The organism is Gammaproteobacteria bacterium (assembly GCA_029882975.1).
GTDB lineage: Bacteria > Pseudomonadota > Gammaproteobacteria > SZUA-152 > SZUA-152 > JAJDNG01.
Genome location: JAOUJW010000022.1, coordinates 35,109 through 51,767, shown reverse-complemented (window position 1 = coordinate 51,767; position 16,659 = coordinate 35,109). Strand labels below are relative to the sequence as shown.

10 protein-coding genes and 1 pseudogene are annotated in these 16,659 nt (G+C 45.1%); 8 read left to right on the top strand and 3 right to left on the bottom strand.

All coding sequences use genetic code 11. The features are described 5' to 3' along the window. Nucleotides 1-47: 47 nt before the first annotated feature. Nucleotides 48-2,453: a penicillin-binding protein 1C gene (gene pbpC, locus OEY58_15420; GenBank protein ID MDH5326846.1), complete on the bottom strand. Its 2,406-nt coding sequence runs from the start codon at nt 2,451-2,453 to the stop codon at nt 48-50. Nucleotides 2,454-2,491: 38 nt separating this feature from the next. Then, nucleotides 2,492-8,191, bottom strand: coding sequence for an MG2 domain-containing protein (locus tag OEY58_15415; protein ID MDH5326845.1), 5,700 nt, complete (start codon nt 8,189-8,191; stop codon nt 2,492-2,494). 803 nt (nt 8,192-8,994) lie between these two features. On the opposite strand from OEY58_15415, the gene OEY58_15410 reads away from it, so the two are divergent. The 4 genes and pseudogenes from OEY58_15410 (at nt 8,995) to OEY58_15395 (ending at nt 11,899) form a co-directional block, all read left to right on the top strand. Continuing rightward, nucleotides 8,995-9,972: a hypothetical protein gene (locus OEY58_15410; protein ID MDH5326844.1), complete on the top strand. Its 978-nt coding sequence runs from the start codon at nt 8,995-8,997 to the stop codon at nt 9,970-9,972. Nucleotides 9,973-10,077: 105 nt separating this feature from the next. Beyond that, the gene (locus OEY58_15405) at nt 10,078-10,734 is read left to right on the top strand and encodes a hypothetical protein (protein MDH5326843.1); all 657 of its coding nucleotides are present in this window, start codon (nt 10,078-10,080) and stop codon (nt 10,732-10,734) included. 62 nt (nt 10,735-10,796) lie between these two features. After that, nucleotides 10,797-11,253: pseudogene (locus OEY58_15400) on the top strand (macro domain-containing protein). Nucleotides 11,254-11,410: 157 nt separating this feature from the next. Continuing rightward, the gene (locus tag OEY58_15395) at nt 11,411-11,899 is read left to right on the top strand and encodes a cytochrome c (protein MDH5326842.1); all 489 of its coding nucleotides are present in this window, start codon (nt 11,411-11,413) and stop codon (nt 11,897-11,899) included. 299 nt (nt 11,900-12,198) lie between these two features. On the opposite strand, the gene OEY58_15390 is transcribed toward OEY58_15395, so the two are convergent. Continuing rightward, complete coding sequence (locus OEY58_15390; protein ID MDH5326841.1) at nt 12,199-13,908, bottom strand: tetratricopeptide repeat protein; 1,710 nt, start codon at nt 13,906-13,908, stop codon at nt 12,199-12,201. A 434-nt stretch (nt 13,909-14,342) separates the two neighbouring features. Between OEY58_15390 and OEY58_15385 the strand changes: the two genes are divergently transcribed. The 4 genes from OEY58_15385 to OEY58_15370 all read left to right on the top strand — a co-directional run bounded on the left by OEY58_15385 (nt 14,343) and on the right by OEY58_15370 (nt 16,627). Then, nucleotides 14,343-14,786, top strand: a complete 444-nt coding sequence (locus tag OEY58_15385) for a hypothetical protein (GenBank protein ID MDH5326840.1) — start codon at nt 14,343-14,345, stop codon at nt 14,784-14,786. Nucleotides 14,787-14,808: 22 nt separating this feature from the next. After that, nucleotides 14,809-15,525, top strand: a complete 717-nt coding sequence (locus OEY58_15380) for a hypothetical protein (GenBank protein ID MDH5326839.1) — start codon at nt 14,809-14,811, stop codon at nt 15,523-15,525. A gap of 462 nt (nt 15,526-15,987) precedes the next feature. Beyond that, nucleotides 15,988-16,263: a hypothetical protein gene (locus OEY58_15375; GenBank protein ID MDH5326838.1), complete on the top strand. Its 276-nt coding sequence runs from the start codon at nt 15,988-15,990 to the stop codon at nt 16,261-16,263. A gap of 181 nt (nt 16,264-16,444) precedes the next feature. Further along, complete coding sequence (locus OEY58_15370) at nt 16,445-16,627, top strand: hypothetical protein (protein MDH5326837.1); 183 nt, start codon at nt 16,445-16,447, stop codon at nt 16,625-16,627. The last annotated feature ends 32 nt before the right edge of the window (nt 16,628-16,659 follow it).

The window sequence follows — 16,659 nt, the reverse complement described above, 5'->3', positions numbered from 1 at the left end:
CTATTAGACCCCCGACCAATGCCTGGGGGTTTCTGTTTTCAACAAGACTATGGCAACATCACGTTTGACTCAGCCACCCGTGTTAATCCCAGTATTTCAAACCGGCGGTGTTGCTCCGCCCCATTCTGATCCACAATAGTCAGTCGGTATTTACCCGGTGTTAGATCTACGGCCATCTGGTGAAACACTTGGGTTTCTCCCAGGTATTCTTCGTTGAGATGCCAATACAAGGTGGCTTCGGAGTCTTTGTGCTTGGCTTCCAGCAGAGTTTTTTCCCGGCGTTCACCCAAATCCACGGGAATGTAGATTTGGGCTCCGACTTGCGGGGATAGAATTTCAAAAGTATTGAATCCCGCACTTACCTGGCGACAGTCGGCCCGAAAATCCGGCAACGGTTTGTAATCCAGATGATGATGTTTATAGTAAAAGGCCTGCACCGGGGGTAATACAAACCAGTTACGATGTTGCATGTTGGCGGTGCTTTCACAACGACTGTGAACCTGCCATTGACCCTGAGTATCCAAGTGCACTCGCTTAAAGCGACGGCTCACTTGTTGAAACGGTGCCTCCACCGGTGCCCATTGGGCTTCTGTCTGGCAATGCCCATTGGACAATAAGCCGTCTTTTTTACACACGCTCACTTGCTTAAGCAAAGCCTCGGGTTTGCTAAACCAGGGCGTTTGCGGCAGGCTGTTAAACACATCAAATAATAAAGGTGCTGCAGCGCTTAACCCGGTCAACCCGGCCTTGCCTTCCCCGTCCGCATTACCCACCCAAACCCCAACGGTGTAGCGTTGGTTACTGCCGATGGCCCAGGCGTCGCGTAAACCGTAGCTGGTTCCGGTTTTCCAGGCAATTTTTTGCGAACTGGAAAAACTGCGCCAATTGTTTTCCTCACCGGGTCGGTTCACATCGTTAAGAGCCTGCAGGGTCAGCCAGGCGGCACCGGCTTGAATTTCCCAAGGATATTGACCCTGTGTGTTTTGACTCTGTAATACTTTTGCTTGCAAATAGTTGCGATCGTAGTGGCGTTGGTCTTGTCGGGCTATATAAGCCATATTGGCGTACATCTGGGTCAGTTCCCATAAAGACCCCTCGGCACCACCCAGTATAAGGGTAAGCCCATAACCGTCCGGCGAGCGAAACAAAGTACTCATGCCCATGCGTTGTAAAAAATCATAAAACTTACCGATACCGTGACGTTGCAACATTAACACGGCGGGAATATTTAGGGAGCGCGCCAGCGCTTCTTTGGCAGGCACCGCACCGCGATAACTGCGATCATAGTTCTCCGGGCGATAGCCATTAAAACGAGCCGGCACATCGGGAACTAAGGATGTGGATACGATTTCACCGCTTTGCAGCATGCCGGCAAACAACAGCGGTTTTAGAATACTACCGGTGCTGCGAGGACGATGGATTAAGTCCACCGCATGACCTTTGTGTTTTCCGCTGGCGGGACTGTTACCGGCATAAGCCACCACTTCAAAGGAGCGGTTATCCAAAACCAGTACGGCCGCGTTGTGAATGCCCTGCGGCGCCAACCATAAAGCATGATTGGCAACCAAGTCGTTCAAGCGGTTTTGACGCGCATAATTGACGGTTGTTCGAAACTGCGATGTGTTGGGATAACGGGTTTTTAAGGTGGCCAATAGATGCGGTGCCAAACGTGGCAAAGGCCGGGGTTTTTGTACCAGGGGTTCCGCCTGTGCCAACTGCAATTGCATTGCGTCCAAAACGCCATTTTCCTGCAGTCGCTGTAATAAACGGTTGCGTTTTTGGGTTAGTTCATTGCGATTACGACCGGGATGCATGCTGGCGGGGTTGTTCGGTAAAACCGCTAACATGGCACTTTCTGCCCAACTCAGTTGTTGCGCACTGCGACCGAAATAACGCCAGGCCGCCGCTTCCAATCCCACAATATTACCCCCGAAGGGCGCGTTCGCCGCATACAGGGCCAATATCTCATCTTTATCGTATGACCACTCCAACCGCGAGGCCAGCAGCATTTCCTTGATTTTTTCCAGCAGAGTTCGACGCGGGTTCTTACGCGCCAACCGAATCACTTGCATGGTTAAGGTACTGGCACCACTGACTACCCTGCCCTTGTTGATGTTTTGACGCATAGCCCTACCCAAGGCCAACAGATCCACTCCCCAGTGGGAGTCAAAACGTTTGTCTTCAAAAGTTAACAACGCAGTCTTAAACTTTTGCGGCACCCGTTCCGTAGCCGGAAAACGCCATTGCTGATCTGCAGCGATGGAAGCCCCCAGCAGTTTACCTTCGCGGCTCAAGAGCACGGGAGAAACCGGGTCGTTAAACAGACCCGGCGGTAAACTCATACGCAAGCTGAACCCGTAAGCAAGCACGCACGACAACAGCGCGATTGCTGCCAAGGCAGGCAGTGTCAATACCGCTGTCGCTATGCGTACTTTAGGTAGTTTCAGCACCATGGCTTACTCTTATACTCTTTTGGCTCTTGCGCTTTTGCTTAGCGAACCACTTCCACCCACTGCCCCTTGCTGCGGGCTTGTTTCTTGGCGTCGTACATGTCTTCCACCAATATGCCCGGTAGATAGTATTTACCCGCATAAGCCGCATTAAACACAATGGTGAATACCTTTTCTTCATTGTTTTCCAGGTTGAAAAAGGTATAGACGCGATCATCACGAATATCGCGATAATCCATCGCGCTATTGAGCAGCACCGCGTCGTCTTCGCCGGCGGACATGCGTTCGTTTTTAATCTCCCAACCGGCCGGCAGAATATGTGACAAGGCCAGATTATCCAGCTTATGGCCGGCGGTATTGGTGACCCGCACTTCTATGCGCGCATCTGTTCCCTGTTTCAGTTGCTCTACGCTCAGAGCATCGCCGTTAGCATCGGTGTATTTTACCTGCAAAGCCAAACTGCGCTCATAGGCCTGTTCCGATCCGGCTTTGGGAATCCCGCTCATGTTCAGCGTCACAAACAAGGGGCGTTGATTGGGATTGCTTAAGCTCAGTTCCGTACCGGCGGTGGCGACATTATCCAAAGCGTGTTTAAGCACGGGCTTATTCCATTGCAGGCTTTGTTCTTGATCGCCCCAACGCTGGGTCAAACTCAAAACCTTGGAATCGGCATTGGCACCAGAACTGGCATCAGCATTAGCACCAACGTAGCGACCAATGGATGACAAAGCATAAGCGACAGATTGGGTGCTATACCAATGATCCGAGGCCAGGGATTTGGATATTTCCCGAATCAGTTGTAACGCCGCTTCATCCCGCTGCATCAACACCAAGGTATTCAAGGCCACGGCTTTGTCTCGCATGGCGGAACCAAAACTGTGATTGGGGTAGGAATAGTCGCTGAACTCCAAACCCAAGCGGTTAATGAGTTCCTCTGCCGCTTGCGGTTGTCCGGACAGCATATACGCCGCACCCAGATACCAGCGAGAAGTATCATTTAAACCGCTGTGTTCCCGCAACCGATTCATAGCGCCCAATTCAGCGCGATTGGCCAATGCCAGGGTATACAAACGATACGCTTGATCCAAAGCCGATTGATCATCACCGCTGGTCCAGCCCGCGGCACGTTGGGCCTGATTCGCGTACCATTTTTCCAACATGTCTCCGGGCATAAAGTAGCCGCGTTTTTCCGCTTCTACCAGAAAATGTCCGGCATAGCTGTTGGACCAGGAACTGTAACGCCCGCCTCCCGGCCAGTAATAAAAACTGCCGTCTGCGTGTTGAAACCGTTGAATCTTGTCGATCGCCACATGAATATGGTTGTCCACTCTATGTTTTTCCTGCTCATCCAGGCGCACAATGTCTTTTAAATACAATTGCGGAAACACGGAGGACGTGGTTTGCTCCAGGCACCCGAAAGGGTAGCGCAGCAAATACTTTAAGCGACTGTCCAGATTCATGGACGGCAGTGAGGACACGTCCATGGATATTTCATTGGTGTTTTCCAAACCAAAAGGCACCACTTTATGAGTCCAACTTTCACCGGGTTTTAATTCCTTATGTACATGCTGGGTGGTGGGTGGGTTGGGCGCTCTGACGCTGAGATGGATCTGCGCTTCCGCTTTGTGTTTGCCACTTTGAGCCAACACGCTGATTTTTCCCTTACCGATCTTGGCACCGGCGTGTAACCGCAGAAACCCGATTTGATCACCGGTTTTGTTGAAGGACAAAGAAATCTTGTCCTCACCGTTCACGGAAAAATAGTCGTCGGTTTTGATCTGCACTTGCACTTGTTTTACCTCAGGATCACTGACAAACACAGAAACCGGTAAGGTAAAGTCCTCTTCAGCACCAATCACCCGTGGCGCCGTGGGCAATACCATGACCGGTTGGCGTACATATACGGATTTATCCACCAAACCGTAGCTGCTGTCATGGGCCGCGACCACCATCAATCGCACCGCACCAATGTATCCCGGCAATTTGATGGCATGATTGGCACTTTCTTTGGCCTTAAGCTGAAAGGGACCAAAAAACTGCACCACCGGTGGGAAACGACGTTTTTCTTTGGCCTCTTTATCAGCACCGTCCTCACCGCCGCCCAGGGCCAGCAATCGTTCCAAATCACCGCCATAGGCGTTTAAGACCTGGTCATACAAATCCCAAGTGGTAATTCCCAAGGCTTCTTTTTTATAAAAATGTTGGTGTAAATCGGGCGTTTTAAACGCGGTTAAACCCAACAAGCCCTCATCCACCATGGCCAGAGTGTAAGTCATGGGTCGACCTTTGGCTTCTGAGACAGACACATCCACCTGGGCATGGGGCGCCCATTCATCGGCGGCTTGTAGTTGTGGCTCTAAGCGAGTCTGCGGATCATTCACTTGGATCGGCACAACACCATAAAGGCGTATGGGCCGGTCGTTGTTTTTGTCCTGGTGCGGCTGAATCAAAGTAACACTCACATAGACATTGGGCGCCATCGCGGCGGTCACCGGTACTTCAAAACGATTTTTGTCTTTAGACAATTGCAACCAACGCTGTTGCAAAATATGGCTTCCCGTTTCCAGACTCAATAAGGCTCGCCCTTGCGTCGCCGGCGGCAAGTTAATTACGGCGGTTTCCCCTACCTGGTATTGTTGCTTCTCTACCGACAGATTGAGCACACTGGCACCGGGACCGGATTGTTCCTGGGCGCGCCCGGCCCATCCCGGCCAGTCGATATAGACGATTTTACCGGTGCAGTGTTTGCCGCCGGCCTTGGAACGATCAGCGGAACGATTGCTGGTACCAGCGCTGTCGTCCTTGTTACAGGCTCGCACCAGGTAACGGCCCCAGTCCGGGTATTTGATGTTCAGAGTCCACTGACCTTTACCGTCTTTATCGGTGCTGATACTGCCCTGTTGCAGACGTTGATGTTGACTGGCGCTGGCATATTGGGCCAGAGAATCTGCACCTTTTTCCCACCACCAGCGCCAATGGATTTTGTACAAAGAGACTTCCACATCTTTTACCGCCACAGGGTTGCCTTTGGCATCCAGGGTGGCGATTTCCACCGCATGATCCACATCCGTTAACAGCATGCCGCGGCTGGGATCTCCTTTGGGCAGTTTGACACCCACGTACTGATTAAAGGGATGATACGTAAAACGACTGGAACTGGTACTAAAAGCCCCGCTCTCTTCAAATACGCGGGTGTTAAAATAGGCATTCAACATTCCCGGCGCATCACTGCGGGTTTTGAGTTCTTTGTTAAAATTTAAATAGCCTTCTTGATCCAACACCCCTTCCAAAAAGCTCAATGTGCCTTCATTGAACTCGCGTACCGGATCGTCAAAATTGAAGTCTTGAAATCGTCCGAATCGAGTGGTGGTGGGCGCAAACCGAACCTCTATGTCCGCTTTGAGTCCGGCGGCCGTGGCACCGTGCAGCCATTGCGCAAATAGCTTCCCTTCGATGGCCCCGTCATTGCCCACCAAGGTTTCGGAAGGCATTTGCAGCTCCATTTTCAAACGATTAGGAACCACCGTTTCAATTTTCAGTTTCTTGGTAAATATGCGACCGCCCAATTTGGCTTGGGCTGTCCAATTGCCCGTAGGTGCCTGCGTGTCGGTTGTAAAACTAAAGCGATAAAACTTGCCGACTGGCGAAGCATTATTCAATTGCTTTACCAATTGGCCCTTGGGGTTAATAAGACTCAGGGATACCGGATGCTTTTCCGGCAAGAGTTTTTGTTTGTCTTCCAGCACGAAAGTGAGATGGACCTCGTCCCCCGGACGCCACACACCGCGCTCCCCATAGATAAAACCCTTAACGCCTTGTTGCAGTTTGTGACCACCCACATCAAAATGACTCACGGGTAAAGCCGACCCGCTGCTTAATTTGAGATAACCCACTTGATCGCCTTTTAGGGCTTTGGCGTAAAAAGGCGTAGCGCTGTTTGTTTTATTATCTTTAACGATAGCAAAACCATTGTCATCGCTGCGTTGCGAACGGATCTTGTTATTTTGGAAGTTATACAGTTCGATATTAACGCCGGACAGGGGTTTTGCTGTACGTAAATCCGTAGTCGTCAGGTGCATAACGCCGGATTTATCCCGCTTGGCGATGATACCAATATTGGATGCCATAAAATTGCGAGTCGCACTCACATTGTTGGCTAATTGGTAATAGGCATCTTTACAGGGATTGTGTCGGTCGCGCCAATCGTTTTGGGTATTCTGGCCAAAATAGGTTTCGGCAAATTCCCAATTGCTGGACTCTGCAACATTTAAGTCCTCGTAGTTGGTAAAATCCGCTTCTTTACGCACTACCTGATTGCTGTCTTCCTCGGGACAACTGTAAAGCGAATTACCGCGATTGATGGATAAGGTCAAACGGAATAAACCACCCGGATGTTTTTTCAATAAATCCGTAGCATCCAGAGAATAACGGTTCCAACTTTCCGGTTTGGCATCGGTGAGCTTAATGGTCTTGCGCCAGATAAAGCGACCGACCCGCTCCAACTCGCTATTGCCATCCAACTGATTGGACTGCAAGAACTGGCCGATGTTTTGCTCATAGATACGAAACGCCGTAACCTGAACCGAATGCACGTTCATGGCTTCAAACGGAATGGCCAAAAACTTGTTTTCCGGCAAAATCACACCACGACCGGAAAACTTTACCTGCGGTTTTTGGCTGGTAAAGTTAAGACTGGTACGAAACACACTGCCCAGCTTGTCACCGTGTTCGTTTTGGATAGCGTCCCCCACTTCCAGTGCCACAGCCCCCATAAGGGTATTCCCTGGATATAGCGTGAGAACATTAGCCTGTACTTGGGTGGTAAACGGCCCCTCCAAGCGAATGTGGTCTTTAACATTTTGCCTGGGATTCAAACTGTCCGAAAACCGCACCTCAATTTTTTGACTGCTGCCGTACACCACCTTGGCAAAGGTCACTTTAAACACCCCCAAAGCCGGAACACTGATATTGCGCGAACCCGAGGTGGCAACGCCAATGGGGCCTCCTTCCCATTGCAGTTTTATTTCAGCGGGTTCCTTGGCACGCTCAACGGCTTCTAAGGTAAATTCGTGATGTTTCTGGTCTTCGTTGTGAACCCAGGTAATCGCTAAGGCTTGCTGATTAAAACGGGCCTGCAGCATTTTCTCCACAGCCGAATCCGAGACAATATCCGCCGTACTCAAACGCCCGCTGACCACCAAATGATTCTTTTTACCCGATTGAGCTTTTAAACCATCAATGTGGATTTCATAGTTTTGGCTGATGGTGGAAACGGCAAAAGTGTATTCTTTTAATTGCTTGGGAATACTATCCAAACCGTCGGTATTGACCGTTACGGTAAATCGTTTCCCCGACGGCAGAGCCGCATTGGGTTTTATCTCTATTTCGCGCGGATTGATAAAGCGCGCTTTGAACACTATGCCCGGCTCAATTCGAATTCGTTCTTTGACCGGGGTGTTGAGTTTATCTGCGGCGACCACATCATGAACAAAACGAATGCGAATGGGGTCTTTTACGGAAATTTGACTGCTGCTGCGAGCACTGACGTATTCGCTCCACACCGGGTCTTGGGTCACCGACTGGGTACTTGTGTCAGGCCCCAAGTAGCTCACCAAGGCAAACAAAGCAGCCAAAAGCCCAACAATGGGAATCAACATCAAATAGTTGGTTTTACCGGGTTTGGCAGCCGGACTGCCGGGTTGTTCTTTACCGGATTCGTTGCCGGGATCGTCAAAACTCATACTCTTTTCCTTTTTAGCAGGATTACGCAGGGGGCGTCGCTGTTTTAGTTTAACGCTTAATTTCTCTTTTTATTTCTCTTTCAATTTCTCTTAGGAAAGTCTATGCAACGATTGTGGCAACTTTGTGGTAAAAACTGATGAAATTGGACGAAATCTGTCAATATTCTGGCGCTGCGTGGTTAAGAATAGTACAAATACAGTGTGGCACTGTCGTCGCCCAACCACCCCAATGCAAGCCGGTCTAGAACAAAAACACCGGATTCTCAAAAGCTACTCGGACATAGCTTGTCCCGGCTACCGCGCGGTGCCTCCTGCCAGATCCCCTGCCCACACATCGACATAGAAGCGGATTAGTCTACTTTCTAAGTTGCGGTTATCTCAACATCCGGGTCGATCTATTTTGGTTTTTAACGGCACAGTAACCACCACCCGCCTCCTCTCTTTTTGCTTTACTCATTTAAGAAAGTAAAATAGTATTCAACAATCTTCATATAAAAATAATTAGAAACATTTCATTTCAGCCGACGCAGTCAAGTGCTCTGTATTGTCAATACGGGCACAAATAGCAATCAAGTTTCGGCGTGTCTTTCGTATCTAAATAACACGTCTTTTGTTTTAATTTTTAGGTTTGGCCTGTGACGGGTGGGTTGTCTTGCTCGTATGTGCCCAGGCTGTGTGAAAAGTGTTTTTACACAGCCTGTGCCTAAAGCCGACACTCAGGAATTGGTGTTGAGGTTGGAAACTTCGAACCATTGCAGACAGTCAGGTTGTAGTAATCCATTAGCAAACAAGGAACAAATTAGATGAAAATATTTCTTATTATTCTATCAGTTATCCTTGTTTGTGGTGTCTTCACGTACACTTTGTTCAACAGAGATTCTGATCGTGTAGTTTTAACTTTTGCTACGGCAATGCTGATAGGCACACTGGGCTTTATCACTAAAGAGTCAATTTCAAACAAACAAGAATCTTGGTCGAAATCTATACCCGTGGCAGTATTTTACGGGTTACCGAGCTATAGGCCATTAAATCTTAGACTTCCCTATTCATTTGACCTTAACGTCTGCACACAAAATATCGACCCTAACGACCTTCCGAAGAAAAGCAAAGAAATCATCGACATCAATTTTGGGAGTAATAAGTATTTTGATGCGATTCAGTATATAGTAATTAAATCAATCTTCGAAAGATTTCATAAAAGCTGGAATGTAATTGCAAAAAAAACTCGTGCTCCAAATGGAGTCACACTACGCTGGCAGAGAATAGAGGAGAAAAAAGGTAAAGTTATTAAAATAAAGGAAATTTACGATTCAATTCCGGATAATTATTTTGTAAAAAAGGGACTATATGAAGACATACCTAAGCCGTTCGGCGGCGAAGCAACTTTCCCACCTGATGTTGCCATATCTGTTGAATCAGAAGAAGGTAGCAATACTTTATCGATTCTCTTTGACACAAATTATGTAACTTTGCATATCAGAGTGTCGGAGTCGCAATCCAGTATCGGTATAGGTGAATATTCGAAGTTGTTTGGTATCACCCCAGCTACTGATAGGACAAATAAATCTGAAGGGGACAAATTTGGCAACTCACTTTTTTATATTGATGCGGAATACAAACAAAACCTTTGGCTGAATGGTCATCCAGAAATGGCGAAGCATCGTAACTGGGCTAATGCAATTGTTGAGCTTCTTGATGATAAATTTAACTACGAATCTATTAGAGAAGAGCACCTAAGGCAATTTCAGCTTTTTGGGGCTGACGCAATTCGGGAACTCTAGATATCTACGTTTTTGTGAGTGTCCGGTTATGGTCGAACGCATAAGTATATCTAGACTTACTAGCTATTTTTTGTAGACCGGAATTTCGGGCGGAGGAAGAATATATTGAAAAACGCGCGGTATCTAAAACTAACGTCATATGCCATGTTTTTGGTTGCCTTATTCGTTATTACCATACCTGCTGATGCGGGAGGTAACGGTAGTATTTCAAGCCTTAGACCGCATCCAAAATTTTTGAGTTTTCTAAAAAAACCACCCCTACGTGAGATAGAGGAAATAGAAGGGACTTGGATTCTGAAAAATATTGATGCGATAAAATTACGAGCTGATTTGGGCAACAACCCATTGGAAGGGTTTCCCCGGTGGAATCGACAATTACGATCCATAAAATATTCGATTAATAGCGTACAAATAAGATGCATGCGGTCGTCTAATAAATGTTATGAAGCGATTGCGTCTGTGAATACAGATGAAATTAAATATTCAAAAGCACCACCATTGTTGGATGCACGAGTTAACATTTGGGAAATACAGGATTATAGCGATAGCCAAATAATCGCAACATATGATGATGGGTGTTACGACTATACTGTCACAATTAGTATACACGAAGAGACAGCGCAGAAAGTTGGGATAGCACCGAAAAATAGTGCATGTCATCGTGGATTTACCAATAATACAGTTGTATATGAATTGGGTGGTGGAGAATCACCGATTAATTACATGTTTGATTCTTCCTCCACCTCTACACCAGGGCTTTGAGGTAAGCAACAAAGCACTCTCAATTGGAGTCCGCTACTGGCCGAATGTGTAGGTAGAATTATATGAACGAAATGGAAGGTGATTTACTAGAATTAGCTGCTGAGGGTGAATTTGATGTAATAGTCCACGTCTGCAATTGCCAATGCCAAATGGGTAAAGGGATCGCTTTGACAATTAAGAACAACTATCCTGAAGCCTATGCAGCTGACTGTAAAAACCGAAAAGGGATCTAGGGAAAAATTGGGTGACTATTCACATGCCACAGTAAAAGGGACCGGAGCAGAATTTACCATCGTGAATGCGTATACTCAGTTTCATTGGCGTGGTGTTGGAGTAAAAGCGGACTATGATGCGATTAGAAAAGTTATGAAAAAAGTAAAAGAAAATTTTTCAGGTAAAATAATTGGTTATCCGCTCATTGGGGCAGGCCTCGCAGGTGGCGACTGGGAAGTTATAAAGGATATCATTAATAAAGAATTAGATGGCGAAAACCATACATTGGTGAGGTTCAAACCGTAATCATACCTTATCCGACTCAATTGGTACCACTCCAGATAAGGCAGCTATAGTTTTAGTGAAATGTCCGCTATTGGCCGTTGTCGTCGGCATGACGATTGCAAAATATTCATGCTATCCTTTAGATCGGAAACAGGTATAGAATATATAGGAATAATACATGTTATTCAAAATAACGGTGGCAAGCCGCAAGCATTTCACTAAACGACTGTTACCGACTGTGCTATTTATTACTGCTAGTCTTATTTCAAACACCGCGTTTGCTGAGAAACTAAATGGCTTGTCGGATCCAAACAATCATGAACAAGTTCAGCGTGGCCTAAAGGCTTATATGCGTTTTTGTTCATTGTGTCACGGTAAAAATTTGGAAGGTCAACCAAATTGGCGTGTTCGAAAACCCAATGGAAAACTTCCCGCACCTCCACACGATGAAACAGGCCACACCTGGCATCATTCCGATATTGTTTTATTTGAAATTACTAAGTTCGGTTTGATACCGCCAAATGCTCCAGAAGGTTATAAAAGTGATATGCCTGCCTGGAAGGACACTTTAAGCGATAGTGATATTTGGGCAGTATTAAGCTTTATTAAAAGCCGTTGGCCCGAGGAAACACGAAAATATCAACAGCAGTTCAATATTGCTAAGTGATTGAATTGATTGATTAGCCGTGAGTAGTTGTTTTACTAAATATCAAACTCGTATATTGTGCGAGTCAAGACTAGTAATGTTGTTTTGAAAAAAAACGGCGGTCCGCTTTCGGTGTAAGTGTCAATTCTCGCTCTTTTGCCTGAGAGTCTGGTTATGGTCGATGACAGCTGTTTTCTCAGCTTTCATAAAACGCGTTGCCAACTATATTCCTCATTATTGGTTAAGCAGTGTAATCTCTGTTAGTTTGCCCTGCAATTAAACCCTTTGCCGGGTAATTTCTCTTTAGGATTTCAGACTTTTCAGTCCATAGAATGGGTAATAATGCGAGATATTTCCGATAACCGATTTTTTGAGTGTAGCGTAATTGGATGATCTGATCCAAGCAACTTTTCTCTCGTTTCAAAAGATTTTGTAAAAAGATTTTTCGCTTTTGTGCGATTCCCTGCGCCATATAAAGCCACTGCATAGTTTTCCTGTAGTTCAGATACAACCAGGGTAATTTCACCATAGGTTCTAATGCTAGCTTTCAATGCATAATCAAATCGTTGAATGGATCTTGTGTAGTCCCCCTGTTTGGCTAACAAAATTGCTATATTTCCATTTAACATAGCCACGTCAGGATGTTTTTCTCCAAAGGCTTCTATATTAATTTGCAATGCTTTTTCATAGTACGAAAATGCTTTCTCCAACTCGCCCATAGAATCCCAGCTGACTCCCAGATTAGTGTAAACTGCAACTAAATTAGGATGTTTTTCACCAAGATTTTTGATCGTGATGGTTTCTACTCGGTTTAAATAATCAATGCTTTTTTCATATAACCCTTGATATTGAAAAATTACGCTCATATTTAACATATCGTTAGCGACAAGAGGATGATTTTCACCGTACAATTGTGTATCGAGCGATAGCGCTTTTTTATAATAGGACTCACCACTCGAATAGTCCCCTTTTTTTGTATACGCCGTACCAATACTACCGTATACCATACTAAGACCAGCGTATTTTTTTCCAAAACTTTTTACCAATAGGGTTCGTGCTTTTTCTCCATATTCTATAGCGCGATCAAAGTCTTCCATAGTTATAAGAATATTCGCCAAATTGTTCCAATCTATTGCCACATTAGGGTGTTCTTCTCCGTAGTTCTTCAAATCACTCTTCAGAGCCTTAGTCAAATAATCCAGGGCTAAATCATAATTCCCCTTCATGTTCCATGCATTACCAATTGTTGTCCACATGAGCGCAAGTGATGGATGGTCCATACCGTAAATGGATTCAGTGTTTTGTACCGCCATTTCTATGTACTTTATCGAATTATCGTAGTCACCTAATTCATACATACTGTTTCCCAAATTAACTCTTGTTTTGGCAACCAGTGGTAGATTGTTGTTACCATCGGCCAGTAAGATAGATTCTGCTTGCTTGAGTAATTCTATGGCCTTACCGTGATTGTTTTTTATAGTCCAATAAAGTGCTAAATTGCCCAAAACAGCAGCAGTATGCTTTGGTTTACTTGTTGTGGATTCCTTGTATTTCTCTTCGCTTGCTTCAATAAAAGAGAGGGCTTTATCTGGCTCTTTGCGATCTAACCATATACTGCTTATGTTCAAGAAAGAGTTTGCCATATTTAGCTGCAGAGTATTTGAGTTAATAGGGTTATTGCCGACTATTTCTGAATATACTTCAATAGCTGCTTGAAAATGATCCAGCGATTTTTCGTAATCACCGAGCTCTTTCCACACCACTCCAAGGTTGTTTCGCAGATTAGCTATTTGCGAGTGGTCAGCGTCATTCTGCAAATATTTAACTAGTGCTGCCTCAAAATATGAAGCAGCCAGTTTGTAGTTACCGGACTCAAAAGCTTTGTTAGCCCTCTTTGCCAAATTATCGGCTTCTTCTGTTGTCGCATGTTTATCGTTGTCACTAGTAATTATTAACGCTACTGTAATGAAAATAAGAAGCACGGAAATTGTTTTTGAAATGGCGTGTTTTTTAAATAATGTGCGCAGCATGTTAGCACCTTTATAGTGAATAACGACGTAGGGTGAGTTGGTATTTGAATAGCATAGCATCTATTTAGATACTTACTTACTATGCGAAACTACCGCATAATAATTAACTATTTAAACATATGAAATTGGCTTTTGGCCGACAACAGACCCTACGCATCGTTGTTTTCAGCCTCGTACCCGTTACCCCTGGATAACGAGTCCCAAAAGGACCTCCAGTGATATGATAGAGTGGACTAAATATCAGAGGTCACGCAACCTGTACATAGGTTTGTGAAATACTCAACATCCTCGGTTTTTCTGTCTCATTATTTCTGTTTGTCTCCGATCAGAGACACACCCTGTCGAAAACAACAGTTCTAAAACCGTATAATTACTATACTATTTCATAGTGACGCAATGATTGTGGTTATTTACATTCTATAAGGAGATAATCAATGACTCTTTTTTCCCGAGCAGTATATTTTTGTTCCTTTTTCCTTTACGCATTTGCTTCTCACGCTACTTCTGCTGGTGTCAGTGTGGGATCTGAATGTGAAGCGTTAAATGAAGATCAGGTCAATGTACAAAAGTGGAGCGGTCAGATCGTTTCATACAACACTAATACTGAAGTATATTGTCCGGTCCAAAGGGAAGTATTTGCCGCTGAAACACTGAATCTAACAATGACGGTGGTGGATAACACAAGCGCTGATACTTCCTGTACCGCGTACAGCCAGTACCAAAGCGGAAGCCTATATGCCTTTACAAGCGCAAGTACGAGTGGTACGGGAACTAAGTATATTGGCTTTTCAGGTCTCAGCATCCCATTGAATGGAAGCGTTTATATTAAATGCAATGTTCCTTATTCACACCGTATTGTTCAATATCGCTACAATTAAGCAATAAAGGGAGTATCACCCAATGTCGCGTTCTTTCGTTTCTTACCTTTCGATAGCCGCTTTTGTTGTCTCACTGGTGACATTAGGTGTGCTTTTCTCCCAAGAGAATTCACAAAGCGTCGTGCCTTCACAGCACGCCGCGCCCTCTAACACCGGCTATTCGTTGGAAAATGGAGGTAACAATGAACACTACTTAGCGATAGCAGAGAAACAAGATCAGTTGACCGATCAAATGATGGAACTGCAAGCCAGAACAAATCATTCGTTAGAGCAAATACGTTCACTGATTGACTCGCTACCGAAAACTCAAGACCTTGTATCCTATTCAGCTAAGTCAGAAAGCACGGTTAAAACAGCGCTGGCACCTACCCAAACACAAGAAGAAGAACAATTACAAATCCAGCAACGTTTCGATAATTTAATAGATGAATTTGAAAACCAGGATCGTGACCCAAATTGGAGCGATTCGGCGAGCAGTGCTATTCTATCGATTGTGAGCAGCGATACATTTCCCGGCACCACGGTCGGTTCTACGGAGTGTCGCAGCACACTATGCTTTTTGAATTTCAACCATGAATCGAAAGAAACTATGGATAAATTCATCCAAGATTTTCCTTCCAGACTAGGTTGGCAACAATCTTCCGGCCAAATTCAAGTAAAGAGCGATAATGGCCTGTTTAGCACCCAAATAGTGATAACTCGACCGGGACATGAATTGCCTCAGAATCACAATGGATGATTTTGTAGCGCATAAGAGAGCGTTGGGGTCGGACCAAAGGGTGTGAACTTCTTGGTTGCCGCTGTGTTTCCACTGTTATAAATCTGCCCCTGATTTTTTGCGCTAACATTAACCTACAAATGTAACGAGAGACCGACACCCTCGACTGTATATATTTTAGCCAGCCTTCCCAGGCCTCCAGTTTTTCCACTGACACCATCTGTCTATAAGCTCAATTTCCGTTTTCGAATTTGAAAGTATAGCCTGTGAGCTGTTATAAAGTAAGAAACTCAAATAATCGTTTCCAGTAGCAACCATGGAAAATAAACAACTAGTTTTTAGTCGTTAAGCTAAGGAGGGAAAATGGGAGATCCGGCAACAGATCGTGCTTCTAGAGAGATATATTCGACAGACGAAGTGCTTGCATATATCTAATCGAAAAACATTGTTCCTGGAACGATATTGTGGTCGACTGATGTAGCATTGAACGAAGATTCAATTCGTTCCGGAGGGAAAAACGCCCCAGGAGCAGATTATTTACGATGGTTTGATATAGGGGTAGATACACAAGAAGGTAGGATCGAGGAGCAAGACCTGGATAGTTTTACCGTAAAACCCGGCCAAGGTTTATCAATGTTTATCAAAAAAATGTTTCCTAAATCTTTTGTTTGGATTGGTCCAGGACCGATGACCGGCTCTGCGAAAAAAGCATACAAAAACACCTACTCCAATGTTAGAAACAATTTTGGTGGAAAATAGAACACGGTCAATCCATCCCGGCAGGATTGGAACTTGTCTATGACGGAAGCCACCGGGACATTGCACCTTAACCGTAAAAAGCGAAAAAACCGTCAGGGCATTCCTGGAACTTGTTGCATTGATTAATTTTGAAAAAGCAAGTTCAGACGTATTTGGAAAATAACAAAATCAGAGAGAAAATATGAATATAGACCTTAGCCCAAAGCAGCTTAACTACGTGCTAATTTCATTAAGAAGACATCTCAAAGAGTTAACAGACCGTGACGATGAAGAAATGGGTGACGATTACCACGACATAATGGCCATAGAGGATATCATTGAGCAATTAGAAAATATTCAAAAACAAAATATCAGTGCGGTATGATGTTTACTTGTTCAGCTTTAAGAGCAAGGGGG

Coding starts and splice junctions, on each gene's coding strand:
- pbpC (MDH5326846.1), bottom strand. CDS start 2,453: ATGGTGCTGAAACTACCTAAAGTACGCATAGCGACAGCGGTATTGACA.
- OEY58_15395 (MDH5326842.1), top strand. CDS start 11,411: ATGTTATTCAAAATAACGGTGGCAAGCCGCAAGCATTTCACTAAACGA.
- OEY58_15390 (MDH5326841.1), bottom strand. CDS start 13,908: ATGCTGCGCACATTATTTAAAAAACACGCCATTTCAAAAACAATTTCC.
- OEY58_15380 (MDH5326839.1), top strand. CDS start 14,809: ATGTCGCGTTCTTTCGTTTCTTACCTTTCGATAGCCGCTTTTGTTGTC.
- OEY58_15415 (MDH5326845.1), bottom strand. CDS start 8,191: ATGAGTTTTGACGATCCCGGCAACGAATCCGGTAAAGAACAACCCGGC.
- OEY58_15385 (MDH5326840.1), top strand. CDS start 14,343: ATGACTCTTTTTTCCCGAGCAGTATATTTTTGTTCCTTTTTCCTTTAC.
- OEY58_15370 (MDH5326837.1), top strand. CDS start 16,445: ATGAATATAGACCTTAGCCCAAAGCAGCTTAACTACGTGCTAATTTCA.
- OEY58_15410 (MDH5326844.1), top strand. CDS start 8,995: ATGAAAATATTTCTTATTATTCTATCAGTTATCCTTGTTTGTGGTGTC.